This is a genomic window from Pseudomonas sp. LBUM1664 (assembly GCF_059695895.1).
Map to the genome: position 1 here is coordinate 5275891 of NZ_CP166791.1, position 22902 is coordinate 5298792.

Genomic DNA, 22902 nt, shown 5'->3' on the forward strand with positions numbered 1-22902 from the left:
ACTATTGATTTGAATGATTAAGGATCAAAAGGTGACCGAGAGAGGGGTTTGGCTCAAACGCAGTACCTGTGGCGAAGGAGCTTGCTCCCGCTGGGCTGGGCAGCGGCCCCAAGATTTTCGGTCGCTGCGCAACCGAGCGGGAGCAAGCTCCCTCGCCACAGGTGGATGGGCCGATTTTACAGGTTCAGCCCCAACGCTTTTTCGATAGCCTGGATCACGGCAGGATCATCCGGCGCGGTACGCGGCGAGAAACGTGCCAGCACCCGACCGTCCTTTCCGAGCAGGAATTTTTCAAAGTTCCAGGTGATGTCCCCGGGAAACTCGGCACCCTCGCCCGCCAGCAGGCGGTACAGCTGATGACGGTCGTGACCGTTCACTTCCAGTTTGCTGGACAGTGGGAACGTCACGCCATAGTTGAGGCTGCAGAATTCCTGGATTTCCTGCTCGGTCCCAGGCTCCTGGCCAGCAAACTGATTGCAGGGCAAGCCCAGGACGCTGAAGCCTTTGGCCTTGTATTGCTGATAGAGATTTTCCAGCGCAACGTACTGAGGCGTCAGGCCACATTTGGAGGCGACGTTGACCACCAGCACGACTTGCCCCTTGAAAGGCGCCAGAGGAAGCTCCTGACCATCCAGGGCTTTCAGTTTAAGGTCGTGAAAAGCACTCATGACGAACTCCAGGTTTACGTATCTTTTTCGAAACAGCCATGGGCGATCCTAACAGCAACCGACTAAAAAGGCGCCGTATGGCGCCTCTCCAGTTCACTTGAGCGTAGCGCAGAAATCAGTGGTGATGGCCACCTTCGCCATGGACGTGACCATGAGCGATTTCTTCCTGGCTGGCATCACGAATGTCGACAACCTTGACTTGGAAGTTCAGGCGCTGACCGGCCAATGGGTGGTTGCCGTCAACGGTGACGTCGTCGCCGTCCAGGTCGCGGATGGTGACGATCTGCATCTGGCCATCCGGCGCCGATGCGTGGAACTGCATGCCCACTTCCAGCTCATCCACGCCTTCGAACATGCTGCGGCTCAGGGTGCTGACCAGTTCGGCAGAGTACTCGCCATAAGCGTCTTCCGGCTCAACGGCAACGTTCAGCTCGTCACCAGTGGTTTTGCCTTCCAGGGCTTTTTCCAGGCCCGGGATAATGTTGCCTGCGCCATGCAGGTAGACCAGCGGATCGCCGCCAGCGGAGCTGTCGATGACCTCACCGGCGTCGTTGGTCAGGGTATAGTCGATGGAGACAGCCTTATTGGCGGCGATCAGCATGGGGCGAGACCTTTTGCATAAGAATGAAGAACGGACAAGTCTAAACAAGGATTTGCCCGAAAGCGAACGGAACCCTGACAAACGGGCTTGCTCGAACAGACCAACGGTCACCGGTTTTCGTCAGGACGAGGACGGGCACTGGGTGGTCGAGCTGTCCTGTGGCCACACCCAGCATCTGCGTCACCAGCCACCGTGGCAATCCCGGGCCTGGGTACTGGACCCAATGCAACGTATTGAAAAAATAGGCCAGTCCTTTGACTGCGGCTGGTGTGCTCAGGCCCCGGTTAGCGATAACCTTGGCGACTGAATTGACGGTAGAAGGCCAATCATAGGTCTCACCCTTGCCATGCACCCTTAGAGAATCCGCATGCAAACTTTTTTTATCGCGCCCACCGATTTTGGTGTGGGTCTGACCTCTATCAGCCTCGGGCTGGTGCGTACCCTCGAGCGGGCCGGGCTGAAAGTCGGCTTTTTCAAACCCATCGCCCAACCCCACCCCGGCGATACCGGGCCGGAACGTTCCACCGAACTGGTGGCTCGCACCCACGGCCTCAAGCCGCCACAACCCTTGGGCCTGGCTCACGTCGAACGCATGCTCGGCGACGGCCAGCTCGATGAACTGCTGGAAGAAATCATTACCCTTTACCAGCAGGCCGCCATCGGCAAGGACGTGCTGGTCGTCGAAGGCATGGTTCCGACCCGCAACGCCAGCTACGCGGCCCGGGTCAACCTGCATTTGGCCAAGAGCCTGGATGCCGAAGTGATCCTGGTGTCGGCGCCGGAAAACGAAGTGCTGACCGAGCTTTCCGGCCGGGTGGAATTGCAGGCACAACTGTTCGGCGGGCCGAAAGACCCGAAAGTCCTCGGCGTAATCCTGAACAAGGTCCGCACCGACGAAAGCATGGAGGCGTTTGCCGCCCGCCTCAAGGAGCACTCGCCCCTGCTGCGCAGTGGCGATTTCCGCCTGCTGGGGTGCATCCCGTTCCGCCCCGAACTCAACGCCCCGCGCACCCGCGACGTGGCCGACCTGATGGGCGCGCAGGTACTCAACGCCGGGGATTACGAAACCCGGCGCATGAGCAATATCATCATTTGCGCCCGCACCATGCGCAACACCGTGGAGCTGCTCAAGCCCGGCGTGCTGGTGGTCACCCCCGGCGACCGCGATGACATCATCCTGGCCGTGAGCCTGGCAGCCATCAACGGCGTGCCACTGGCCGGCCTGCTGTTGACCAGCGACACCCTGCCCGACCCGCGCATCATGGACTTGTGCCGAGGCGCCCTGCAGGCCGGGTTGCCGGTGCTGTCGGTCAGCACCGGCTCTTACGACACCGCCAACCTGCTCAACGGCCTGAACAAGGAAATTCCGATCGACGACCGCGAACGTGCGGAGATCATCACCGATTTCGTCGCCAGCCACCTGGACGCCAAGTGGTTGCACCAACGCTGCGGTACGCCGCGGGAGATGCGGCTGTCACCGGCCGTGTTCCGCTATCAGTTGATCCAGCGCGCCCAGGCCGCCAACAAACGCATCGTGCTGCCCGAAGGCAGCGAACCGCTGACCGTACAGGCGGCCGCCATTTGCCAGGCCCGGGGCATCGCTCGCTGCGTGCTGCTGGCCAAACCGGCCGACGTCGAGGCAGTGGCTCGTGCCCAAGGCATTGAGCTACCCCCGGGGCTGGAGATTCTCGACCCGGATTCGATTCGCGAGCGTTACGTCGAACCCATGGTCAGGCTGCGCAAAAGCAAAAGCCTGAACGCACCGATGGCCGAGCAGCAACTGGAAGACACCGTGGTGATCGGCACCATGATGCTGGCGCTCGATGAAGTGGACGGGCTGGTGTCCGGCGTCATCCATTCCACCGCCAACACCATCCGCCCGGCCTTGCAACTGATCAAGACCGCACCGGGCTGTTCCCTGGTGTCTTCGGTGTTTTTCATGCTGTTCCCCGAAGAAGTTCTGGTGTACGGCGACTGCGTGATGAACCCGCACCCCAGTGCTTCGGAACTGGCTGAGATTGCCCTGCAAAGCGCCGACTCGGCCGCTGCATTCGGCATCACGCCGCGGGTGGCGATGCTCAGCTATTCCAGCGGCGAGTCGGCCAGTGGCGAGGAAGTGGAAAAAGTCCGCGAAGCCACTTTGCTGGCCCACGAAGCGCAACACGGTTTGCTGATCGACGGCCCGCTGCAATACGACGCTGCCGCCAACGAAACCGTGGCGCGGCAATTGGCGCCCAACAGCCAGGTGGCCGGCCGGGCGACCGTGTTTATCTTCCCGGACCTGAACACCGGCAACACCACCCACAAAGCCGTACAACGCAGCGCCGATTGCGTCAGCCTCGGGCCGATGCTCCAAGGCCTGCGCAAACCGGTGAACGATTTGCCCCGCGGCGCCCAGGTCGACGACATCGTGTACACCATCGCCCTGACCGCGATCCAAGCCGCCAACCGACCCATGGATATTTAAATGCTGGATTTTTTGCCTGCCCCCTTGCGCGGCGTCATTGCCTCATTGCTGTTGGCGCTGAACACCATCGCCTGCTGCACGCCGCTGTTCATTGTGGCGATTTTCAAGCTGTTGCTGCCCTTCCCTGCCGCCCAGCGCTTCACCGACTGGCTGATGGGCCACATCCACGAGGCCTGGATCAGCAACAACAAGGCCTGGATGAACCTGCTGCGCCGCACCCGTTGGCACCTCAGCGGCCTGGAGGGCCTGGACTACCAGCACTCGTACCTGATCACCAGCAACCACCAGAGCTGGGTCGACATCATGGTGTTGCAGTACGTGCTGAACCGGCGCATCCGCCCGCTGAAGTTCTTTCTCAAGCAAGAGCTGATCTGGGTGCCGGTGATCGGCCTGGCCTGGTGGGCACTGGGGTTTCCGTTCATGAAACGCTACTCCAAGGCTTACTTGGAAAAGCATCCGGAAAAGAAAGGCAAAGACCTGGAAACCACCCGCAAGACCTGCGCGAAATTTCGCAACAACCCCGTGGGCATCTTCAACTTCGTCGAGGGCACGCGCTTCACGCCCGGCAAACATGCCCAGCAGCAATCACCGTTTCGCTACCTGCTCAAGCCCAAGGCCGGAGGCATTGCGTTTGTGCTCGATGCCATGGGCGAACAGCTGGAATCGATCATCAACGTGACGATCCATTATCCGGGCGGTCGTTCGGGGTACTGGGATTTGCTGTGCGGCAAGGTCGATGAGGTGGTGGTGCATTTTCAGGAACTGAAGATCCCGCCGCAGTTCATCGGCAAGAACTATGACCAGGACGGCGCCTATCGCCTGGAGTTCCAGGGTTGGATCAACCAGTTGTGGCAAGACAAGGATGCGTTGCTTGAGCAGATGCATCGCCAATATCCGGATCGCCACTGAACCCCTTGTGGGAGCGAGTTGAGCTCTGGAAATCAAAAAGCCCGCAGATGATCACTCATCTGCGGGCTTTTACTTGCCGCTTTCAGCTAAAAACTTACAGCTGCGTCTCTTAGATCGCCCCACGCCTGCGCAGCAGATCCAGCACTTGCTTGACGCTCTCTTCCAACGACAACGACTGGGTGTCGATCACCAGATCGGCGTCCAGCGGCACGTCATACGGGAAGGATTCGCCCGGGATGTTGTCGCCAGCGGCAGCGTACAGCCCTTGCGGATCACGCTGGGCACACACCGTCGGCGAGGCCTGGACGTAGACCGTCAGCAACCGTTCCTTGCCGATCAGCGCCTTGGCCTGTTCACGGCCTTCGGCATCCGGCGCGACGAACGCGGCGAGGGTCAGCAGGCCGGCTTCGTTGAACTGGCGGGCGACGTGAGCCGCACGGCGCCAGTTCTCGGTGCGACCGGCACGGTCCTGTGGCAGGCCCTTGTTCAGGTCATGGCGCAGGTTCTGGCCATCGAGCACAAATACCGCACGCCCCATGTCGAACAGTTTGCGCTCCACCGCATAAGCCAGCGTGCTTTTGCCAGCGCCCGACAGGCCGCTGAACAGCACCGTCGCCGGTTGCTGGCCGAAGCGCTGGGCGCGCTCTTCCACAGACACATGGGCCAGTTTGCCGTGGTGGGTGCTGCTGCCGTGGGCCAGCGGCTGGGCCACAATCATACCGGCGCCGACCGTACCGTTGGTCAGGCGATCAATGATGATGAACGCGCCGGTGGTGCGGTTGCTCTCGTATCCGTCCAGGGCGATCGGCGCATCCAGTGCGATTTTCACCTTGCCGATTTCGTTCAGCTGCAACGCGCTGGCCGGGCCTTCTTCAAGGGTGTTCACGTCCACTTTGTTGACGATGCTGGCAATCGAGCCCGGCACATAACTGGTGGCACGCTTGATGTCGTATTTCTTGCCCGGCAGCATCGGCTCTTCGGCCATCCACACCAGCATCGCTTCGAAGCTGTCGGTCACCGGCGGCACGTTATCGGCATGCACCAGCAGGTCGCCACGGGAGATGTCGATCTCGTCTTCCATGGTCAGCGTGACCGCCTGACCAGGGCCTGCGTGTTCCAGCTCGCCTTCGAAGGTGACGATGGATTTCACGCGGCTGCTCTTGCCCGACGGCAGCACCACCACTTCGTCACCCTTGTGCACGATGCCGCTGGCCAAGGTGCCGGCGAAACCGCGGAAGTTCAGGTTCGGACGGTTGACGTACTGCACCGGGAATCGCAGGTCGGTGAAGTTACGGTCGCCCGCCACTTCCACGGTCTCGAGGATTTCCATCAGCGATTGGCCGGTGTACCACGGCGAACGCTCGGACTTGTTCACCACGTTGTCGCCCTTGAGGGCAGACATCGGCACAAAGTGCATGGTGGTCGGCTTCATCTTCAAGCCTTCGGCGAACTGCAGGTAGTCGGCCTTGATCGACTCGAACACGCCCTGGTCGAAGTCCTTGAGGTCCATCTTGTTGATGGCGACGACGATGTGCTTGATGCCCAGCAACGAGGCAATGAAGCTGTGGCGACGGGTCTGGGTCTGCACGCCGTAGCGGGCGTCCACCAGAATGATCGCCAGGTCACAGGTGGAAGCACCGGTGGCCATGTTGCGGGTGTACTGCTCATGGCCAGGGGTGTCGGCGATGATGAACTTGCGCTTGGCGGTGGAGAAATAGCGGTACGCGACATCAATGGTGATGCCTTGCTCACGCTCGGCCTGCAGGCCGTCGACCAGCAACGCCAGGTCGATGTCGTCACCGGTGGTGCCGACTTTCTTCGAATCGCGGGTAATGGCTTCCAGGTGATCTTCGTAGATCATCTTGGAATCGTGCAGCAGGCGCCCGATCAGGGTGCTCTTGCCGTCGTCGACGTTACCGCAGGTCAGGAAACGCAGCAGCTCTTTGCGCTCGTGCTGGCCCAGGTAGGCGAGGATGTCCTCGCTGATCAAATCAGATTGGTGCGACATGACAACCCCTTAGAAATAACCCTGACGTTTCTTATCTTCCATCGAGCCTGCGCCATCGTGATCGATGACCCGGCCCTGGCGCTCGGAAGTTCGCGTCAGGAGCATTTCCTGAATGATGTCCGTCAGGCTTTCGGCCTCGGACTCCACCGCGCCCGTCAACGGGTAGCAACCAAGGGTACGGAAACGCACTTTCTTTTTGACGATACGGGCTTTGTCTTCTTCGGACAGGTGCTCGAGGATGCGCTCGTCGTCGATCATGATCAGCGTGCCGTTCTTCTCGATCACTTCACGCTCGGCGGCGAAATACAGCGGCACGATCGGGATGCCTTCGAGGTAGATGTACTGCCAGATGTCCAGCTCGGTCCAGTTCGACAGCGGGAACACGCGGATCGACTCGCCCTTGTTGACCTTGCCGTTGTAGACGTTCCACAGCTCGGGGCGCTGGTTCTTAGGGTCCCAGCGGTGCTTGCTGTCGCGGAACGAGTACACGCGCTCTTTAGCACGGGATTTCTCTTCATCACGACGGGCACCGCCGAATGCGGCGTCGAAACCATATTTATCCAACGCCTGCTTGAGGCCTTCGGTCTTCATGATGTCGGTGTGCTTGGCACTGCCGTGGGTGAAAGGGTTGATGCCCTGCGCCACGCCGTCCGGGTTCACATGGGTGATCAGGTCCAGGCCCAGTTCTTCGACCATGCGGTCGCGGAACGTGTACATTTCCTGGAATTTCCAGCGGGTGTCGACGTGCATCACCGGAAACGGCAGCTTGCCGGGGAAGAACGCCTTGCGTGCCAGGTGCAGCATCACGGCGGAGTCTTTACCGATGGAGTACAGCATCACCGGGTTATCGAACTCGGCGGCCACCTCGCGGATGATGTGGATGCTTTCCGCCTCCAGCTGCTTCAGATGCGTCAGTTTGTCGACCATGGCTACTCACGAAAACTTTCTTATGAACGGCCAGCGGGCCGTGTTCGAGCGGGGAATCCTAGCACAGCGACCTCTTCTAATCAGGGCGCCTACTAGATCGAAACAGCATATGGATATGCCTGGTGGTTCGGGCGTTGCACGCTTTTTGTGAGAGCGGGCTTGATCGAGGTACATCCGCAAAAGACAGGCCGGCTACAAGGCCGCCTTCGCGAGCAAGCCCGCTCCCACAATTGGACTGGGGTACACCCGCAAGAGCCAGGCCGGCTGTCAGGCCGCCTCCTCAGATCGGATTCGGACAGTCAATGAATATGTGTTCCAGGGCAAACCGTCGCGCCAGGTAATCACCCAGTGCCTGCACCCCGTAGCGTTCAGTCGCATGGTGCCCGGCGGCAATGAAGCTGATGCCGTTTTCCCGAGCGCTATGAAAGGTTTGCTCAGACGCCTCGCCACTGAGGTACAGATCAACCCCGGCCAGCACCGCCTGATCGATATAACCCTGGCCACCCCCGGTGCACCAGCCGATCCGGCGGATCATCTGCTCGCCTTCGATCAGCAAGGGCTCGCGGCCCATGACTTCCTGCACCTTGCGAGCGAAATCCCGAGGTGTCATCGGTTCGGACAAAGAGCCGACCAGGCCGACAATTTTCGGATTGTCCGGATCCAGCGGCCCCTCGACAGTGATGTCCAACTGGCGGGCCAATTGCACGTTATTGCCCACCTCAGCGTGCAAATCCAGCGGCAAATGATAAGCCAGCAAGCTGATGTCGTGCTTGAGCAGGGTTTTGAGACGACGGTGTTTCATGCCTGTGATGCAGGGGTTTTCGCCCTTCCAGAAGTAACCGTGGTGTACCAGCACCAAGTCGGCATCGGCCTCCACGGCAGCATCAAGCAGCGCCTGGCTCGCGGTGACGCCGCTGACGATGCGCATCACCTGAGGCGAGCCTTCGACCTGTAAGCCGTTGGGGCAGTAATCGGCAATCCTGGCACTGGCCAGGTAACGGTCCGCTTCTTCAACCAGGGTGCTCAGGGCTACGGCCATGAAAAGACTCCTAAATATCCCGTTCAGAGGCGCGCGCGGCCTCGTATAATGCGCGACATTATGGGCGGTCTCATTCTGCCTGCAACCTTCGTAGGACGTGCTTAATGCTCAAGGCGCTGCGTTTTTCCGGCTGGCCGCTGTTGGCCGGCGTGCTTATCGCTCTACTGATTATCCAGCGCTACCCGGAATGGGTCGGGCTGCCAAGCCTTGACGTCAACCTGCAGCAGGCGCCGCAAACCAAGGCGGTGCAGCAGGGGCCGGTGTCCTACGCCGACGCCGTGACCATCGCCGCGCCGGCCGTGGTCAACCTGTACACCACCAAGGTCATCAACAAAACCAGCCATCCGCTGTTTGAAGACCCGCAATTCCGACGTTTCTTCGGCGATAACTCGCCCAAGCAGAAACGTATGGAATCGAGCCTGGGTTCGGGTGTGATCATGAGCCCGGAAGGTTATCTGCTGACCAACAACCACGTAACCAGCGGTGCCGACCAGATCGTGGTGGCGCTCAAGGATGGTCGCGAAACCCTGGCCCGCGTGATCGGCAGCGACCCGGAAACCGACCTCGCGGTGCTGAAGATCGACCTGAAGAACCTGCCGGCCATCACCATTGGCCGCTCCGACAGTATCCGTATCGGCGACGTCGCCCTGGCCATCGGCAACCCCTTCGGCGTCGGCCAGACCGTGACCATGGGCATCATCAGCGCCACCGGACGCAACCAGCTGGGCCTGAACAACTACGAAGACTTCATCCAGACCGATGCCGCGATCAACCCCGGCAACTCCGGCGGCGCGCTGGTGGATGCCAACGGCAACCTCACCGGGATCAACACGGCGATCTTTTCCAAGTCCGGTGGTAGCCAGGGCATCGGGTTTGCCATTCCGGTGAAACTGGCAATGGAAGTGATGAAATCCATCATCGAACACGGCCAGGTGATTCGCGGTTGGTTAGGTATTGAAGTCCAGCCGCTGACCCAGGAACTGGCGGAGTCCTTCGGCCTGTCCGGGCGCCCCGGGATCGTGGTGGCGGGGATTTTCCGCGATGGTCCGGCCCAGAAAGCCGGCCTGCAACTGGGCGACGTGATCCTGAGCATCGATGGCGAACCGGCCGGCGATGGTCGCCGCTCGATGAACCAGGTGGCGCGGATCAAGCCCACTGACAAAGTCACCATCCTGGTGATGCGCAACGGCAAAGAGCTCAAGCTCACCGCTGAAATCGGCCTGCGTCCACCGCCGGCGCCGGTGGCGCTCAAGGAAGAAGAGTAACTGCGCTATAGAGCGGGCTTGCAGACCAGCAAGCCGCTCAGCTTCTCCATGGCGAGGGAGTAAGCTCCCCCGCCACAAAACCGTACACGGTTCTGTTTTCTGGAAAATCAGCAATAGCATAAATTCTCATTAGTAGTGTTATATTGTTTCAATTGCGCAAATTGGAACAACATAACATGTCATCTTTAAAACGGATTTCCCTCGCCAGCCTGGCCCTGGGCCTGCTGGGTGATCCGGCCTACGCCGAAGAAATCCAACCGCTGGAATTGGACGCCATCAACGTCACGTCCGACTATGAGTCCCCCACCGGGCCCGTCTCGGGCTATCGCGCCACCCGCTCTGCCAGCGCAACCAAAACCGACACCACCCTGCGTGACATCCCGCAATCGATCAGCGTGATCCCCGCCAGCGTGCTCCAGGACCTGGGCAGCACCAGCGTCGAACGAGCACTGGAGTTTGCCGGCGGCGTGTCCAGGCAGAACAACTTCGGCGGCCTGACGCTCTACGAATACAGCGTGCGTGGCTTCACGACGTCGGAGTTCTACAAGGACGGTTTCAGCGCCAACCGGGGTTATCCGAGCACACCGGACGCGGCCAACATCGAACGCATTGAAGTGCTTAAGGGCCCGGCGGCCAGCCTTTACGGACGAGGCGATCCGGGCGGCACGGTGAACATCGTCACCAAGAAGCCCCAGCCCGAGGCCTTCACACGCCTGCAAACCAGCGTCGGCAGTTGGGATCGCTACCGCACCGCACTGGACGTCAACACGCCACTGGACGCCGAAGGCAACCTGCTGTCACGGGTCAACCTGGCGGTCGAGGACAATCACAGCTTTCGCGACCACGTCGACAGTAAGCGCGTATTCGTAGCACCTTCTATCAGCTGGCAACTGAACCCTGACACTCGCCTGCTGGTGGAAAGCGAAATCGTGCGCCACAGCTCGACGTTCGACCGTGGCATCGTCGCACCGAACAACCGCTGGAGCGGCGTGTCCCGCTCAACTTTTTTGGGCGAACCCAACGACGGCGACATCGACAACCACAACAACATGCTCCAGGCCGCCCTCGAACATCAGCTCAACGACGCCTGGCAACTGCGCCTGGCCAGTCATTACAAGCAGGGCGAACTCTGGGGGTTCGCTTCCGAGGCGCGCCCGCTGAACGCCGACGGCCACACCGTGAACCGCCGATATCGCGAGCGCGACAATAACTGGCATGACAGCATCACCCAACTGGAACTGCGTGGCCTGCTCGAGCTCGGCCCGTGGCAGCATGAAGTGCTGGTCGGTACCGAATACGAGGACTACCGCAAGAACGAGCGCGTGACCACCATCGCCGGCAGCGACTATCCCATCGACATCTATCAGCCGGTCTACGGCCAGCCAAAACCCGACGGTGCACGGTCCGGCACGGACTCTTTCGAACATGTGCAAAGCCGGGCGTTGAACCTTCAGGACCAGATAGTGTTCACCGACAAGCTGCGTGGCATGCTCGGCGTGCGCTACGAGCATTTCGAGCAGAGCATCGACGATCACACCCGCAATGCCACCACCCACCAACGCCACGACGCCCTGACGCAACGGGCCGGCCTGCTGTACCAACTGACGCCCGCAGTCGGACTGTTCGCCAACGCCTCCACTTCGTTCAAACCCAATAACGGCCTGGACGCCAGCGGCAAGTCCTTCGACCCGGAAGAAGGTGTCGGCTATGAAGTCGGGGTCAAGAGCGAGCTGTTCGACGACCGCCTGAGCAGCACCCTGGCGATGTTCCATATAGAGAAGGAAAACGTCCTGGCGCAGGACCCCGACACCGACGCCAACCGCGCCATGGGCAAGGCGCGCAGCCAGGGCGTCGACCTGCAAGTCACAGGGCAAATAACCGATGCCATACGTGTGATCGGCGCCCTCGCCTACATTGACGCAGAAGTAACCCAGGGTGACGAAGCCATTCCCACGGGCAGCCGGATCCTTGGCGTCGCCAAGCACAGCGGCAGTCTGCTGGGGGTTTATGAATTCCAGAACGGGCACCTGCGGGGCTCGGATGTCGGCGCCGCGTTCACTTACGTCGGGGATCGCTCGGGCGAAGCCGGCAGCGATTTCGAACTGCCGGCCTACCACACCGTGGATCTGCTGGCCCATTACAAGGCCAGCGATAACGTCACCGTGGGCCTGAACCTGAACAACGTCTTCGACGAAAAATACTACGAGCGCGCCTACAGCAACTACTGGATCAGCCCCGGCGAGCCGCGCAATTTCACCCTCAGCCTCACCCTCGATCTGTAAAAGGAAGTCAGCATGAAACACCCCAAGACATTTGCCCTGCTCGGCCTGGTCCTGGCCACACAAGCCTCGGCCCATGGCCTGTGGACCGAACAACGGCGCGGCAACATCGAAGTGATCTACGGTCATGGCGCCGAGGACAACGCCTTCAAGGCGCAGAAAATCAGCGGTGCCTGGGCCTATGACCTGAGCGGCAAAATGATCCCGGTCACCGTGGAACGCTTGCCGGATCATGCTCGCCTGCAACCCCTCAAGCCACCGGCAGTGATGGCCGTGGAACTGGACAACGGCATGTGGTCGCAGACCGCCGACAAGAAGTGGATCAACGAAGGCCGCAGCAAGGTACCCGGCGCGATTGAATCGACCCACACCTTCAAGTACAGCCTGGCGATCTACGAGCCGGGGGCGAAGTTGCCGAAACTTGATCAGGTCAAGTTCCTGATCCTGCCGCAAGTCGACCCGCTGACCGTCGGTCCGGGCCAGTCATTGCCGGTACGGGTGCTGCTGGACGGCAAACCGGCGGCCGGTGTGAAGCTGGTGGGCGACTACCGCAGCGCACCGAACACCGTATCGACTGAAACCGACGCCGAAGGCCGAGCCCAGGTGCTGGTGCGTAATGAGGGGTTGAATGTGATCGCCGCGCAGATGGAAATTGCGCTCAAGGACAACAAGGATGTCGCGACGCGTGGGGTGTTCACATCGCTGACATTCCTGGGTGAAGAGCATCACGAGTAACCCACACTGATAGGCACATTAATCAGTAGGAAAGATTGACCTGTGGGAGCAAGGCTTGCCCGCGATAGCGGTGGATCAACCAGATGGATGTTGACTGACACAACGCCATCGCGAGCAGGCTCGCTCCCACAGGGAATCTCTGTCGATTACAAAATTTGTATTCGCAACAACTCTACTGTGGGAGCGAGCCTGCTCGCGATGAGGCCATCAGCCCACCTCCACAGCTTTAGAGTTCACCCAGAGCTTCGATCAGCGCTTGGTTCTGCTCCGGCGTGCCAATGCTGATCCGCAGGAACTGGGCAATCCGCTCCTGCTTGAAGTGGCGCACGATCACACCCTGCTCGCGCACCTTCGCCGCCAGCCCTGCCGCATCGTGCCGGGGGTGGCGGGCGAAGATGAAGTTGGCGGCCGATGGCAGCACTTCAAAGCCCTTGGCCTCCAACTGCGCCACCACCCATTCACGGTGCTCGATGACCCACCGGCAGGTCTGCTCGAAATACTCGCGGTCGTCGAACGCAGCAGCGCCGCCGACATTCGCCAGGCGATCCAGCGGGTAGGAGTTGAAGCTGTTCTTGATCCGCTCCAGCGCTTCGATCAGGTCCGGATGGCCCACCGCCAGGCCCACACGCAACCCCGCCAATGAACGGGACTTGGACAAGGTCTGGGTCACCAGCAGGTTCGGGTAACGGTCCACCAGGGCGATAGCCGTCTCGCCGCCAAAGTCGATATAAGCTTCGTCAACCACCACCACCGAATCCGGGCTGGCCTTGAGGATCTGCTCAACGGCCTCCAACGCCAACAGGCAGCCGGTCGGCGCATTCGGGTTGGGGAAAATGATCCCGCCGTTCGGTTTGGCATAGTCCGCCGGGTCAATCCGGAACTGCTCATCCAGGGGCACCGTGTCGAACTTGATGCCGTACAGCCCGCAATACACCGGATAGAAGCTGTAGCTGATGTCCGGGAACAGCACCGGCTGGTCGTGTTGCAGCAGGCCGTGAAAAATGTGCGCCAGCACTTCATCCGAACCGTTGCCCAGAAACACCTGATTGGTCTGCACACCGTAATACCGGGCCACGGCGGTTTTCAGCAAATCGCTGTTGGGGTCCGGGTACAGGCGCAGGTTGTCGTTCAGTTCGGTCTGCATCGCCGCCAGGGCCTTGGGCGACGGGCCGTAGGGGTTTTCGTTGGTGTTGAGCTTGACCAGCCGAGTCAGTTTCGGCTGTTCACCCGGCACGTAGGGCACCAGATTCTTGACGAACGGGCTCCAGAATTTACTCATTTCAGTTTCCCCTGCTCTTCAATGGAGAGCTCATCAAGAATGCGGTACTCGGCGCTGCGGGCGTGGGCGCTCAGCGATTCGCCACGGGCCAGCACGGAAGCGGTCTTGCCCAGTTCGGACGCGCCCTGCTCGGAGCAGAAGATGATCGACGAACGCTTCTGGAAGTCATACACCCCCAGCGGCGACGAGAAACGCGCGGTGCCGGAGGTCGGCAACACGTGGTTGGGACCTGCACAGTAGTCGCCCAGGGCTTCGCTGGTGTGGCGGCCCATGAAGATCGCACCGGCGTGGCGGATCTGCGGCAGCCAGGCCTGTGGGTCGGCGACCGACAGCTCCAGGTGTTCCGGCGCGATGCGGTTGGCGACCTCGATGGCCTGCTCCATGTCTTTGACTTTGATCAGCGCACCACGGCCGTTGATCGAGGTGTTGATGATCTCGGCGCGATCCATGGTGGGCAGCAGCTTGTCGATGCTGGCGGCAACTTTGTCGAGGAACTCGGCGTCCGGGCTGACCAGAATCGCTTGGGCGTCTTCGTCGTGCTCGGCCTGAGAAAACAGGTCCATGGCGATCCAGTCCGGGTCGGTCTTGCCGTCACACACCACGAGGATTTCCGAAGGGCCGGCGATCATGTCGATACCGACCTGGCCAAACACGTGGCGCTTGGCAGTGGCGACATAGATGTTGCCCGGGCCGACCACCTTGTCGACCTTCGGCACGCTTTCAGTGCCATAGGCCAGCGCGGCCACGGCCTGGGCGCCGCCGATGGTGAACACTCGGTCCACCCCGGCGATGCACGCGGCGGCCAGCACCAGCTCGTTGATTTCACCGCGCGGGGTCGGCACCACCATCACCACTTCGGTCACACCGGCAACCTTGGCCGGAATCGCGTTCATCAGCACCGAAGACGGATAGGACGCCTTGCCACCCGGCACGTACAGGCCAGCGCGATCCAGCGGCGTGACTTTCTGGCCCAGCACCGTGCCGTCGGCTTCGGTGTAGCTCCAGGATTCCTGTTTCTGTCTTTCGTGATAGCTGCGCACCCGGGATGCGGCTTTTTCCAAAGCTTCGCGCTGGGGTACGGTGATCCGGGTCAGGGCCAGCTCCAGGCGCTCGCGCGGCAGGATCAGGTCGGCCATGGACGCCACTTGCAGGCCGTCGAACTTCTGGGTGAACTCCACCAATGCTTCATCGCCACGCTCGCGCACGGCTTTGATGATGTCCAACACCCGCTGATTGACCGAGTCGTCAGACACACTTTCCCAGCTCAGCAGATGATCCAGATGATGTGCGAAATCCGGATCGGCAGCGTTGAGTCGGCGAATCGAAGTGGGAGCGGTCATAGCGAGGGCCTCATTAATGGCAAATGCTCAGGCGCCCTAAGCTACCAGTCCATTCGCGTGGGCACCTGAGAAAATTGGCTATGACACGGATAGACGGGCGCGACTCAAGGTCGCGCAGGTGAATCAGCCGCGGTGTCGCGATTCCACTGCCTTGCGCAGGGTATCGATCAAAGCCTGGATACGGGCGTGCTGCATTTTCATCGAAGCCTTGTTGACGATCAGCCGGGAGCTGATGTCTGCGATGAAATCCTGGGGCTCCAGGCCATTGGCCCGCAGGGTGTTGCCAGTGTCGACCACGTCGATGATCTTATCCGCCAGGCCAATCAGCGGCGCCAGCTCCATCGAACCGTACAGTTTGATGATATCGACCTGACGGCCCTGCTCGGCGTAATAACGCTTGGCGACGTTGACGAACTTGGTCGCCACCCGCAGGCGTCCCTTGGGCTCAGGCGCGCCGACCTTACCGGCGGTCATCAGCTTGCAGCGGGCAATCTGCAGGTCCAAAGGCTCGTACAGGCCCTGGCCGCCGTATTCCATCAACACGTCTTTACCGGCAACGCCCAGGTCGGCGGCACCATGTTCAACGTAAGTCGGCACATCGGTGGCACGCACGATCAACAAGCGTACGTCGGCCTGGGTCGTGGGGATGATCAGCTTGCGGCTCTTGTCCGGATTCTCAGTCGGCACAATGCCCGCTTCAGCCAGAAGCGGCAGGGTGTCGTCAAGGATGCGGCCCTTGGACAGTGCGATGGTCAACATGGGAAACGTCAGTCCTTATCAAGGTACTCATGCCCGGTCGCAAGCGGCGCCGGACACACATCGAGGGTGCAACCCCCCTCGATCTGAAACGAAATCAACGGACGCGTCCCTGCGCCCAACGAAAAGTGCCTGCGCGACTTTTCTTACAAAGCCTAGCCCGGTACGCGGCGGATCTTGGCGCCGAGCATCTGCAGTTTTTCTTCGATGCACTCGTAACCACGGTCTATGTGGTAGATGCGGTCGATCAGGGTATCGCCTTCGGCAACCAGGGCCGAGATCACCAGGCTGGCCGAAGCCCGCAGGTCGGTGGCCATCACTGGCGCGCCCTTGAGCTTCTCGGTGCCGGTCACGATCGCGGTATTGCCTTCGACCTGGATCTTGGCGCCCATGCGGTGCAGCTCGTATACGTGCATGAAACGGTTTTCGAAGATCGTCTCGATCACCGCACCGGTGCCTTCGGCAATGGCGTTGAGGGAGATGAACTGCGCCTGCATGTCAGTCGGGAACGCCGGGTATGGAGCGGTCCGCACGTTGACGGCTTTTGGCCGCTTGCCGTGCATGTTCACTTCAATCCAGTCTTCGCCACAGGTGACTTCGGCACCGGCTTCCTTGAGTTTCTCCAGGACGGCTTCGAGGATAGTCGGGTCGGTGTCCTTGACTTTGACGCGGCCACCGGTGACGGCAGCGGCCACCAGATAGGTGCCGGTTTCGATCCGGTCCGGCATCACTTTATAAGTGGCCGAATGCAGACGCTCGACGCCATCGATGGTGATGGTGTCGGTGCCGGCGCCACTGATCTTGGCACCCATGGCGATCAGGAAGTTCGCCAGGTCGACCACTTCAGGCTCGCGCGCGGCGTTTTGCAGCACGCTGCGGCCCTTGGCCAGTGCTGCGGCCATCATGATGTTCTCGGTACCGGTCACGCTGACGGTATCGAAGAAGAAGTTCGCGCCGCGCAGGCCGCCTTCAGGGGCCTTGGCCTTGATGTAGCCGCCTTCGACGTCGATCACCGCACCCATGGCTTCCAGGCCGCGGATGTGCAGGTCCACCGGACGCGAGCCAATGGCGCAACCGCCAGGCAGCGCGACTTCGGCTTCACCGAAGCGGGCGACCATTGGGCCCAGTACCAGGATCGACGCACGCATGGTTTTCACCAGCTCGTACGGAGCGATCAAGGTCTTGATGGTGCGCGGGTCGATCTCGACGCTGAGCTTCTCGTCGATCACCGGCTCAATGCCCATGCGGCCGAACAGTTCGATCATCGTGGTGATGTCGTGCAGGTGCGGCAGGTTGGCCACGGTCACCGGGCCATCGCAGAGCAGGGTCGCGGCCAGGATCGGCAGGGCGGAGTTCTTTGCCCCGGAAATACGGATTTCGCCATCAAGACGAACGCCGCCGGTAATAATCAATTTATCCATAAGAATCTCGACGCCCTTGGGCTCAGGTGCGCTCGGCCCAGGCCGCGCGGCTGAAAAATTTCATAGTGACCGCGTGGATGCTGCCATCGGCGATCCATGGGTTCAAATGGGTATAGATACGTTGCTGACGCTGGACCGGGCGCAATGCCGCCAGTTCGTCACTGATTACATTCAGCTGAAAATTGCAGCCTTCGCCTTCAACTTCTACCTGAGTTTCTGGCAAATTTGCTTCAAGGAAGCTTTTCACTTCTACAGCCTGCATGCTCAACCTCAATCGGCGCCCTGTGCGCGCGGGTCGCACATCATACAAAAAAGCCCCGCGCCTGCGAACCCCGCGAAGCAGGACTCTGACGGGGGGCCTTTTCAAGAATGTGGGTCAGGGGTGCGCCAGCAGCTCGGTCAGTTCGCTGACCTGGGCTATTTCGCGCATGTCTTCGGGCATCCCTCGGATGCTCCACGTTTTGCCGGCAGCCTTGGCGTCACGCATAAAGCACAGCAGCAGCGACAGACCGACACTGCTGGACTTCTCCACCTGCGAGCAATCAATCACCAACTCAGCAGTTTTAGCGGACTGGATCAGCGCCTGGCCCTGCTTGCGCAAGGCCGGGCCGGTGCGATAGTCCAGCACGCCGCTGAGCATCAGCTCGCCGGCCTCACCCAGACGAACGGCCGACTCACTCACCGACTCAATCATTGTACCTGCTTCTCTTTGGCTTCTTCGGTCACTTCCTTGGCCTTGGCGACTTCACCGGCCCAACCATTGATGGTCTTGTCCAGATCGTTGCCATTGCGCTGCATCGCGTCAGCGAATTGATCGCGGAACAGCTTGCCAATATTGATGCCATTGATGATCACGTTGCGCACTTTCCACTCGTCGTTGATTTTCTCGAGTGTGTAGGACACAGGGTAGATCGCGCCGTTGCTGCCCTTGACCTGCATGTCGACGCTGGTGCGGGTACCGCTTTCGTCCTTGGCCGGCGAAACGTTGATGCCCTGGTTGTTGTATTCAAGCAAGGCATTGCCATAGAACTGCATCAAGCTGCGCTTGAAGTTTTCCTGGAAGCGGGTCATCTGCGCAGGGGATGCCTTGCGCGAGTACTTGACGGTCATGATGCTCTTGGAGATGCCGTCAGCGTCCACCACCGGGCCGACGATACCGTTGAGCGCGTCATAGAACGCGCCCGGGTCCGTCTTGTACTTCTCTTTGTTGTTGGCAAGGTCTGCCAGCAACCGGGTCGTGGTGTCCTGGATAATGTCGTGGGCAGATGGCGCAGCCACGGCGTTAGCCATCAGCGGCAGGGCCGCGAGCAACACCAACAGGCTGCGTCGCAAGATAGAGATCATTCAAAAGCTCCTCATTTGGCGTCTTTGCTAACGGTATTGAGCAGGAATTTACCGATCAGGTCCTCGAGCACCAGCGACGATTGCGTATCGTGGATGGTCCCACCATCCTTGAGCAGCTTGTCTTCGCCGCCCACGCTGATACCGATGTATTTCTCACCCAACAGCCCAGCCGTGAGGATAGATGCAGTGGAATCAGTCGGCAGGTTATCCACGCGCTTTTCCAGCTGCAGCGTCACACGACCGGTGAAACTGTCACGGTCCAGATCGATTGCCGTGACCTTGCCGATGGTTACACCGGCCATGGTCACCTTGGCTCTGACCGTCAAACCGGCGATATTGTCAAAATAAGCATAAAGTTTATAAGTGTCGGTGCTTGCAGTCGGCGCCAGGCCACTGACCCGCAAGGCCAGCAGCAGCAAAGCCAGGATGCCAGCCAGCAAGAAAAGGCCGACACCGACTTCCAGAGTGCGGTTTTGCATCAGAAATCTCCAAACATCAAGGCGGTCATAATAAAGTCAAGGCCCAGGACCGCCAGCGAGGCGTACACCACGGTCTTGGTTGTGGCACGGCTGATTCCCTCTGAGGTGGGCTCACAGTCATAGCCTTGAAACACGGCGATCCAGGTCACCACGAAAGCGAATACGGCACTTTTGATAACGCCGTTGAGCACATCGTCACGAAAATCGACGCTGTTCTGCATGTTGGACCAATAGGAACCGTCATAGACCCCCAGCCAGTCGACGGCAACCCATGAACCACCCCAGATTCCCACGACGCTGAATATGAGCGCCAGCACCGGCAGGGAAATGAAACCGGCCCACAGGCGCGGGGCAATGATGTATTTAAGCGGGTCGACACCGATCATTTCCAGGCTGGACAGCTGTTCGGTGGACTTCATGTTACCGATTTCGGCCGTCAGCGCCGAACCTGCACGGCCAGCGAACAGCAGCGCGGTCACCACGGGCCCGAGTTCACGCAGCAATGTCAGCGCAACCATCTGCCCGACCGCCTGCTCCGAACCGTAGCTGGCCAAGATACTGAAGCCCTGCAGCGCCAGCACCATGCCGATGAAGATCCCGGAGACCACGATGATCACCAGGGACATCACGCCCACCGAGTGCAACTGCTTGACCAGCAGGCCAAAACCGCCGCCGGTCGAGTTGCGTCCAAGCAAGGCGTGCATCAGAAACAGCGAGGAACGGCCCAGCACCGCCACCACGTCGATGCCGGAACGGCCGAACAGGCGAACTCTTTCTATCAGTGATTTCTTGCGCATCAGCGCTTCCCCAGCAGATCGGCACGGTAATCGGTGGCCGGAAAATGGAACGCCACCGGACCGTCCGGATCACCCTTCATGAATTGGTGAATGCGCGGGTTGTCCGACCCCATCAGTTCCTGGGGCGTACCCTGTCCCAGCACCTGGCCGTCGCCGACTACATAGATATAGTCGGCAATGCTGGCGGTTTCGGCGAGGTCGTGGGACACCACGATGCTGGTGATCCCCAGCGCATCGTTGAGCAGGCGGATCAGGCGCACAAGCACGCCCATGGCGATCGGGTCCTGCCCGACGAAGGGTTCGTCGTACATGAGGATTTTCGGATCCAGGGCAATCGCCCGCGCCAGTGCGACCCGGCGTTTCATGCCACCGGACAGCTCGTCCGGCATCAAATCGAGGGCGCCACGCAGCCCGACCGCCTGCAACTTGAGCAGGACGATGTCGCGGATCATCTCTTCCGGCAGGTCGGTATGGACCCGCAAGGGGAACGCCACGTTCTCGAACACATCGAGATCGGTAAACAGCGCGCCGCTCTGGAACAGCACGCCCATGTGTTTGCGCGCATCGAACAGATCGCCACGCGACAGTTCGGGAAGATTCTGGCCATTGACCCAGACTTCGCCGGCACTGGGACGCAGCTGTGCGCCCATCAGACGCAACAGAGTGGTCTTGCCACACCCGGAAGGCCCCATGATGCCGGTCACCTTGCCGCGCGGAATGCGAATATCGATGTCATTGAAAATGCTGCGCGTCCCTCGCTTGAAGGACAATCCCTTCAGCTCGACCGCGTAGGCGTTGTCGGCACTCATCTAAACTCCTTGCGATGCAGCCTCACATTCGAATGCCCTGGCCAGCCAACAAACGCTGGTACTGCCGGGCACTCGAACCGGCGGCGAACTATATCACTGCAACAGCCAAGCGCCCAAGGCCCAAGCCTGCGCCTATTCAGTCTGGGTACAGTAAAAGGCAACACTTTATGTCCAGCCTTGCGGATCGTTCGACAAAGCCTGACGAACTAACGTGAGGGAATTGCTCATTACCGCTATAATCGCCGCCTTTTCATCGGGCTATACGATTTCTGACATGAGCCAATCCAGCGACCTGATTCAATCGGCACAACGTACCATCCGCCTCGAGCTCGAAGCCGTACAAGGCTTGCTGCCCCATATCGACGCTGATTTCGTACGCGCCTGCGAGATGATTCTGGCCAGCAAGGGCCGCGTGGTTGTGGTAGGCATGGGCAAGTCCGGGCACATCGGCAACAAGATCGCCGCCACCCTGGCCAGCACCGGCACCACGGCATTTTTCGTCCACCCGGCCGAAGCCAGCCATGGTGACATGGGCATGATCACCCGGGACGACGTCATCCTGGCCCTGTCCAACTCCGGTTCCACCAATGAGATCCTCACCCTGCTGCCGCTGATCAAACGCCTGGGCATCCAGATGATCAGCCTCACCGGCAACCCGGATTCGCCCCTGGCCAAGGCCGCCGAAGTGAACCTCAATGTTCATGTCGAGCACGAAGCCTGCCCGCTGAACCTGGCCCCTACCTCCTCCACCACCGCGGCGCTGGTCATGGGCGACGCCCTGGCCGTGGCCCTGCTGGAAGCCAGGGGGTTCACCGCTGAAGATTTCGCCTTTTCCCATCCCGGTGGCGCCCTGGGCCGTCGCTTGTTGCTGAAAGTCGAAAACGTGATGCACGCAGGCCAGGAGTTGCCGCAGGTACAGCGCGGCACGCTGCTCAAGGACGCGCTCATGGAGATGACCCGCAAGGGGCTGGGCATGACGGTGATTCTCGAAGCCGATGGCAAGCTCGCCGGGATCTTCACCGACGGCGACCTGCGTCGCACCCTGGACCGCGCCATCGATATCCGCCATGCGACCATCGACGAAGTCATGACCCTTCATGGCAAGACTGCCCGCGCCGACATGCTCGCCGCCGAAGCCCTGAAAATCATGGAAGACAATAGAATCAACGCACTGGTGGTAGTGGACAGCGAGGACCGCCCGATCGGCGCTTTCAACCTGTCCGATCTGCTACGTGCAGGAGTAATGTGATGACTACCGATCTGCTGCCACGAGGCAAAAACATCAAGCTCGCCGTCTTCGACGTCGATGGCGTGCTGACCGACGGTCGCCTGTACTTTCTCGAAGACGGCAGTGAATTCAAGACCTTCAACACCCTCGACGGCCAAGGCATCAAGATGTTGATGGCCGCCGGCGTGCAGACCGCCATCATCAGTGGCCGCAAGACCCCGGTGGTCGAGCGGCGCGCCAAGAACCTCGGCATTCCACACCTTTACCAGGGACGCGAAGACAAACTGGTGGTGCTGGACGAGCTTCTGGCTCAACTCAACCTAAGCTATGAACAGGTCGCCTACCTCGGTGACGACCTGCCAGACCTGCCGGTGATTCGCCGGGTTGGCTTGGGCATGGCAGTGGCCAATGCGGCCGCTTTCGTACGCGAACACGCCCACGGTGTTACCACGGCGCGAGGCGGCGAAGGGGCCGCCCGTGAATTCTGTGAACTGATCCTGCGCGCCCAGGGCCGCCTCGAAGCGGCCAACGCCGCGTACCTGTGAGCCATT

General features: G+C 60.5%; 23 protein-coding genes. 8 read left to right on the plus strand and 15 right to left on the minus strand.

What is annotated here, in order from left to right:
* Positions 1 to 176 precede the first annotated feature (176 nt).
* Positions 177 to 668: a glutathione peroxidase gene (locus ACA047_RS24660; protein ID WP_497353842.1), complete on the minus strand. Its 492-nt coding sequence runs from the start codon at positions 666 to 668 to the stop codon at positions 177 to 179.
* 115 nt (positions 669 to 783) lie between these two features.
* Positions 784 to 1269, minus strand: coding sequence for an FKBP-type peptidyl-prolyl cis-trans isomerase (locus ACA047_RS24665; RefSeq protein ID WP_497353844.1), 486 nt, complete (start codon positions 1267 to 1269; stop codon positions 784 to 786).
* On the opposite strand from ACA047_RS24665, the gene ACA047_RS24670 reads away from it, so the two are divergent.
* Genes ACA047_RS24670 through yihG form a run of 3 tightly spaced genes read left to right on the plus strand, consistent with a single transcriptional unit; the run spans position 1238 to position 4645 of the window.
* Positions 1238 to 1576 carry a DUF3565 domain-containing protein gene (locus ACA047_RS24670; RefSeq protein ID WP_497353846.1) on the plus strand — a complete coding sequence of 113 codons (339 nt, stop codon included), beginning with the start codon at positions 1238 to 1240 and terminating at the stop codon, positions 1574 to 1576. The genes ACA047_RS24665 and ACA047_RS24670 overlap by 32 nt on opposite strands.
* A 60-nt stretch (positions 1577 to 1636) precedes the next feature.
* The gene (pta, locus tag ACA047_RS24675; RefSeq protein WP_497353848.1) at positions 1637 to 3736 is read left to right on the plus strand and encodes a phosphate acetyltransferase; all 2100 of its coding nucleotides are present in this window, start codon (positions 1637 to 1639) and stop codon (positions 3734 to 3736) included.
* Entirely contained in the window at positions 3737 to 4645 is a 909-nt protein-coding gene (gene yihG, locus ACA047_RS24680; protein WP_497353850.1) for a 1-acylglycerol-3-phosphate O-acyltransferase, YihG family, read from the plus strand.
* A 109-nt stretch (positions 4646 to 4754) separates the two neighbouring features.
* Here the strand turns inward: yihG and cysN are convergent, their stop codons facing one another.
* From cysN to ACA047_RS24695, 3 genes are all read right to left on the minus strand, one after another.
* Entirely contained in the window at positions 4755 to 6653 is a 1899-nt protein-coding gene (cysN, locus tag ACA047_RS24685) for a sulfate adenylyltransferase subunit CysN (protein WP_497353852.1), read from the minus strand.
* Between the two features lie 9 nt (positions 6654 to 6662).
* Positions 6663 to 7580: a sulfate adenylyltransferase subunit CysD gene (cysD, locus tag ACA047_RS24690; RefSeq protein WP_497353854.1), complete on the minus strand. Its 918-nt coding sequence runs from the start codon at positions 7578 to 7580 to the stop codon at positions 6663 to 6665.
* A gap of 280 nt (positions 7581 to 7860) precedes the next feature.
* Positions 7861 to 8619 carry a Nif3-like dinuclear metal center hexameric protein gene (locus tag ACA047_RS24695; RefSeq protein ID WP_497353856.1) on the minus strand — a complete coding sequence of 253 codons (759 nt, stop codon included), beginning with the start codon at positions 8617 to 8619 and terminating at the stop codon, positions 7861 to 7863.
* 104 nt (positions 8620 to 8723) lie between these two features.
* Here ACA047_RS24695 and algW point away from each other — a divergent pair, with 104 nt between their 5' ends.
* From algW to ACA047_RS24710, 3 genes are all read left to right on the plus strand, one after another.
* Positions 8724 to 9884, plus strand: a complete 1161-nt coding sequence (gene algW, locus ACA047_RS24700) for a Do family serine endopeptidase AlgW (protein WP_497353858.1) — start codon at positions 8724 to 8726, stop codon at positions 9882 to 9884.
* 176 nt (positions 9885 to 10060) lie between these two features.
* Entirely contained in the window at positions 10061 to 12166 is a 2106-nt protein-coding gene (locus ACA047_RS24705; protein ID WP_497353860.1) for a TonB-dependent siderophore receptor, read from the plus strand.
* Between the two features lie 12 nt (positions 12167 to 12178).
* Positions 12179 to 12898 (plus strand): DUF4198 domain-containing protein, encoded by a 720-nt coding sequence (locus tag ACA047_RS24710; RefSeq protein WP_497353862.1) that lies wholly within the window; start codon positions 12179 to 12181, stop codon positions 12896 to 12898.
* A gap of 226 nt (positions 12899 to 13124) precedes the next feature.
* Here the strand turns inward: ACA047_RS24710 and hisC are convergent, their stop codons facing one another.
* From hisC to ACA047_RS24760, 10 genes are all read right to left on the minus strand, one after another.
* Positions 13125 to 14177: a histidinol-phosphate transaminase gene (gene hisC, locus ACA047_RS24715; protein WP_497353864.1), complete on the minus strand. Its 1053-nt coding sequence runs from the start codon at positions 14175 to 14177 to the stop codon at positions 13125 to 13127.
* Complete coding sequence (gene hisD, locus ACA047_RS24720; protein WP_497353865.1) at positions 14174 to 15517, minus strand: histidinol dehydrogenase; 1344 nt, start codon at positions 15515 to 15517, stop codon at positions 14174 to 14176. Before hisD ends, hisC begins: the two co-directional genes overlap by 4 nt.
* Before the next feature lie 123 nt (positions 15518 to 15640).
* A complete protein-coding gene (gene hisG / locus ACA047_RS24725; RefSeq protein ID WP_135843716.1) occupies positions 15641 to 16276 on the minus strand; it encodes an ATP phosphoribosyltransferase in 636 nt (211 codons plus the stop codon).
* 152 nt (positions 16277 to 16428) lie between these two features.
* Entirely contained in the window at positions 16429 to 17694 is a 1266-nt protein-coding gene (gene murA, locus ACA047_RS24730; RefSeq protein WP_025211869.1) for a UDP-N-acetylglucosamine 1-carboxyvinyltransferase, read from the minus strand.
* A 22-nt stretch (positions 17695 to 17716) separates the two neighbouring features.
* On the minus strand, positions 17717 to 17956 hold the full coding sequence (locus ACA047_RS24735; RefSeq protein WP_497353868.1) for a BolA family protein: 240 nt from the start codon (positions 17954 to 17956) through the stop codon (positions 17717 to 17719).
* Between the two features lie 114 nt (positions 17957 to 18070).
* On the minus strand, positions 18071 to 18376 hold the full coding sequence (locus tag ACA047_RS24740) for an STAS domain-containing protein (protein WP_497360532.1): 306 nt from the start codon (positions 18374 to 18376) through the stop codon (positions 18071 to 18073).
* An 8-nt stretch (positions 18377 to 18384) separates the two neighbouring features.
* Positions 18385 to 19038, minus strand: a complete 654-nt coding sequence (locus tag ACA047_RS24745; protein WP_497353870.1) for an MlaC/ttg2D family ABC transporter substrate-binding protein — start codon at positions 19036 to 19038, stop codon at positions 18385 to 18387.
* An 11-nt stretch (positions 19039 to 19049) separates the two neighbouring features.
* A complete protein-coding gene (mlaD, locus tag ACA047_RS24750) occupies positions 19050 to 19517 on the minus strand; it encodes an outer membrane lipid asymmetry maintenance protein MlaD (protein ID WP_497353872.1) in 468 nt (155 codons plus the stop codon).
* Positions 19517 to 20314 (minus strand): lipid asymmetry maintenance ABC transporter permease subunit MlaE, encoded by a 798-nt coding sequence (mlaE, locus tag ACA047_RS24755; protein WP_497353874.1) that lies wholly within the window; start codon positions 20312 to 20314, stop codon positions 19517 to 19519. Before mlaE ends, mlaD begins: the two co-directional genes overlap by 1 nt.
* Positions 20314 to 21123 carry an ATP-binding cassette domain-containing protein gene (locus ACA047_RS24760; protein WP_497353876.1) on the minus strand — a complete coding sequence of 270 codons (810 nt, stop codon included), beginning with the start codon at positions 21121 to 21123 and terminating at the stop codon, positions 20314 to 20316. The genes mlaE and ACA047_RS24760 overlap by 1 nt, the downstream gene beginning before the upstream one ends.
* A gap of 274 nt (positions 21124 to 21397) precedes the next feature.
* On the opposite strand from ACA047_RS24760, the gene ACA047_RS24765 reads away from it, so the two are divergent.
* Both ACA047_RS24765 and ACA047_RS24770 read left to right on the plus strand, forming a co-directional pair.
* Positions 21398 to 22372 carry a KpsF/GutQ family sugar-phosphate isomerase gene (locus ACA047_RS24765; protein WP_497353878.1) on the plus strand — a complete coding sequence of 325 codons (975 nt, stop codon included), beginning with the start codon at positions 21398 to 21400 and terminating at the stop codon, positions 22370 to 22372.
* A complete protein-coding gene (locus ACA047_RS24770; protein ID WP_497353880.1) occupies positions 22372 to 22896 on the plus strand; it encodes a KdsC family phosphatase in 525 nt (174 codons plus the stop codon). The genes ACA047_RS24765 and ACA047_RS24770 overlap by 1 nt, the downstream gene beginning before the upstream one ends.
* Positions 22897 to 22902 lie beyond the last annotated feature (6 nt).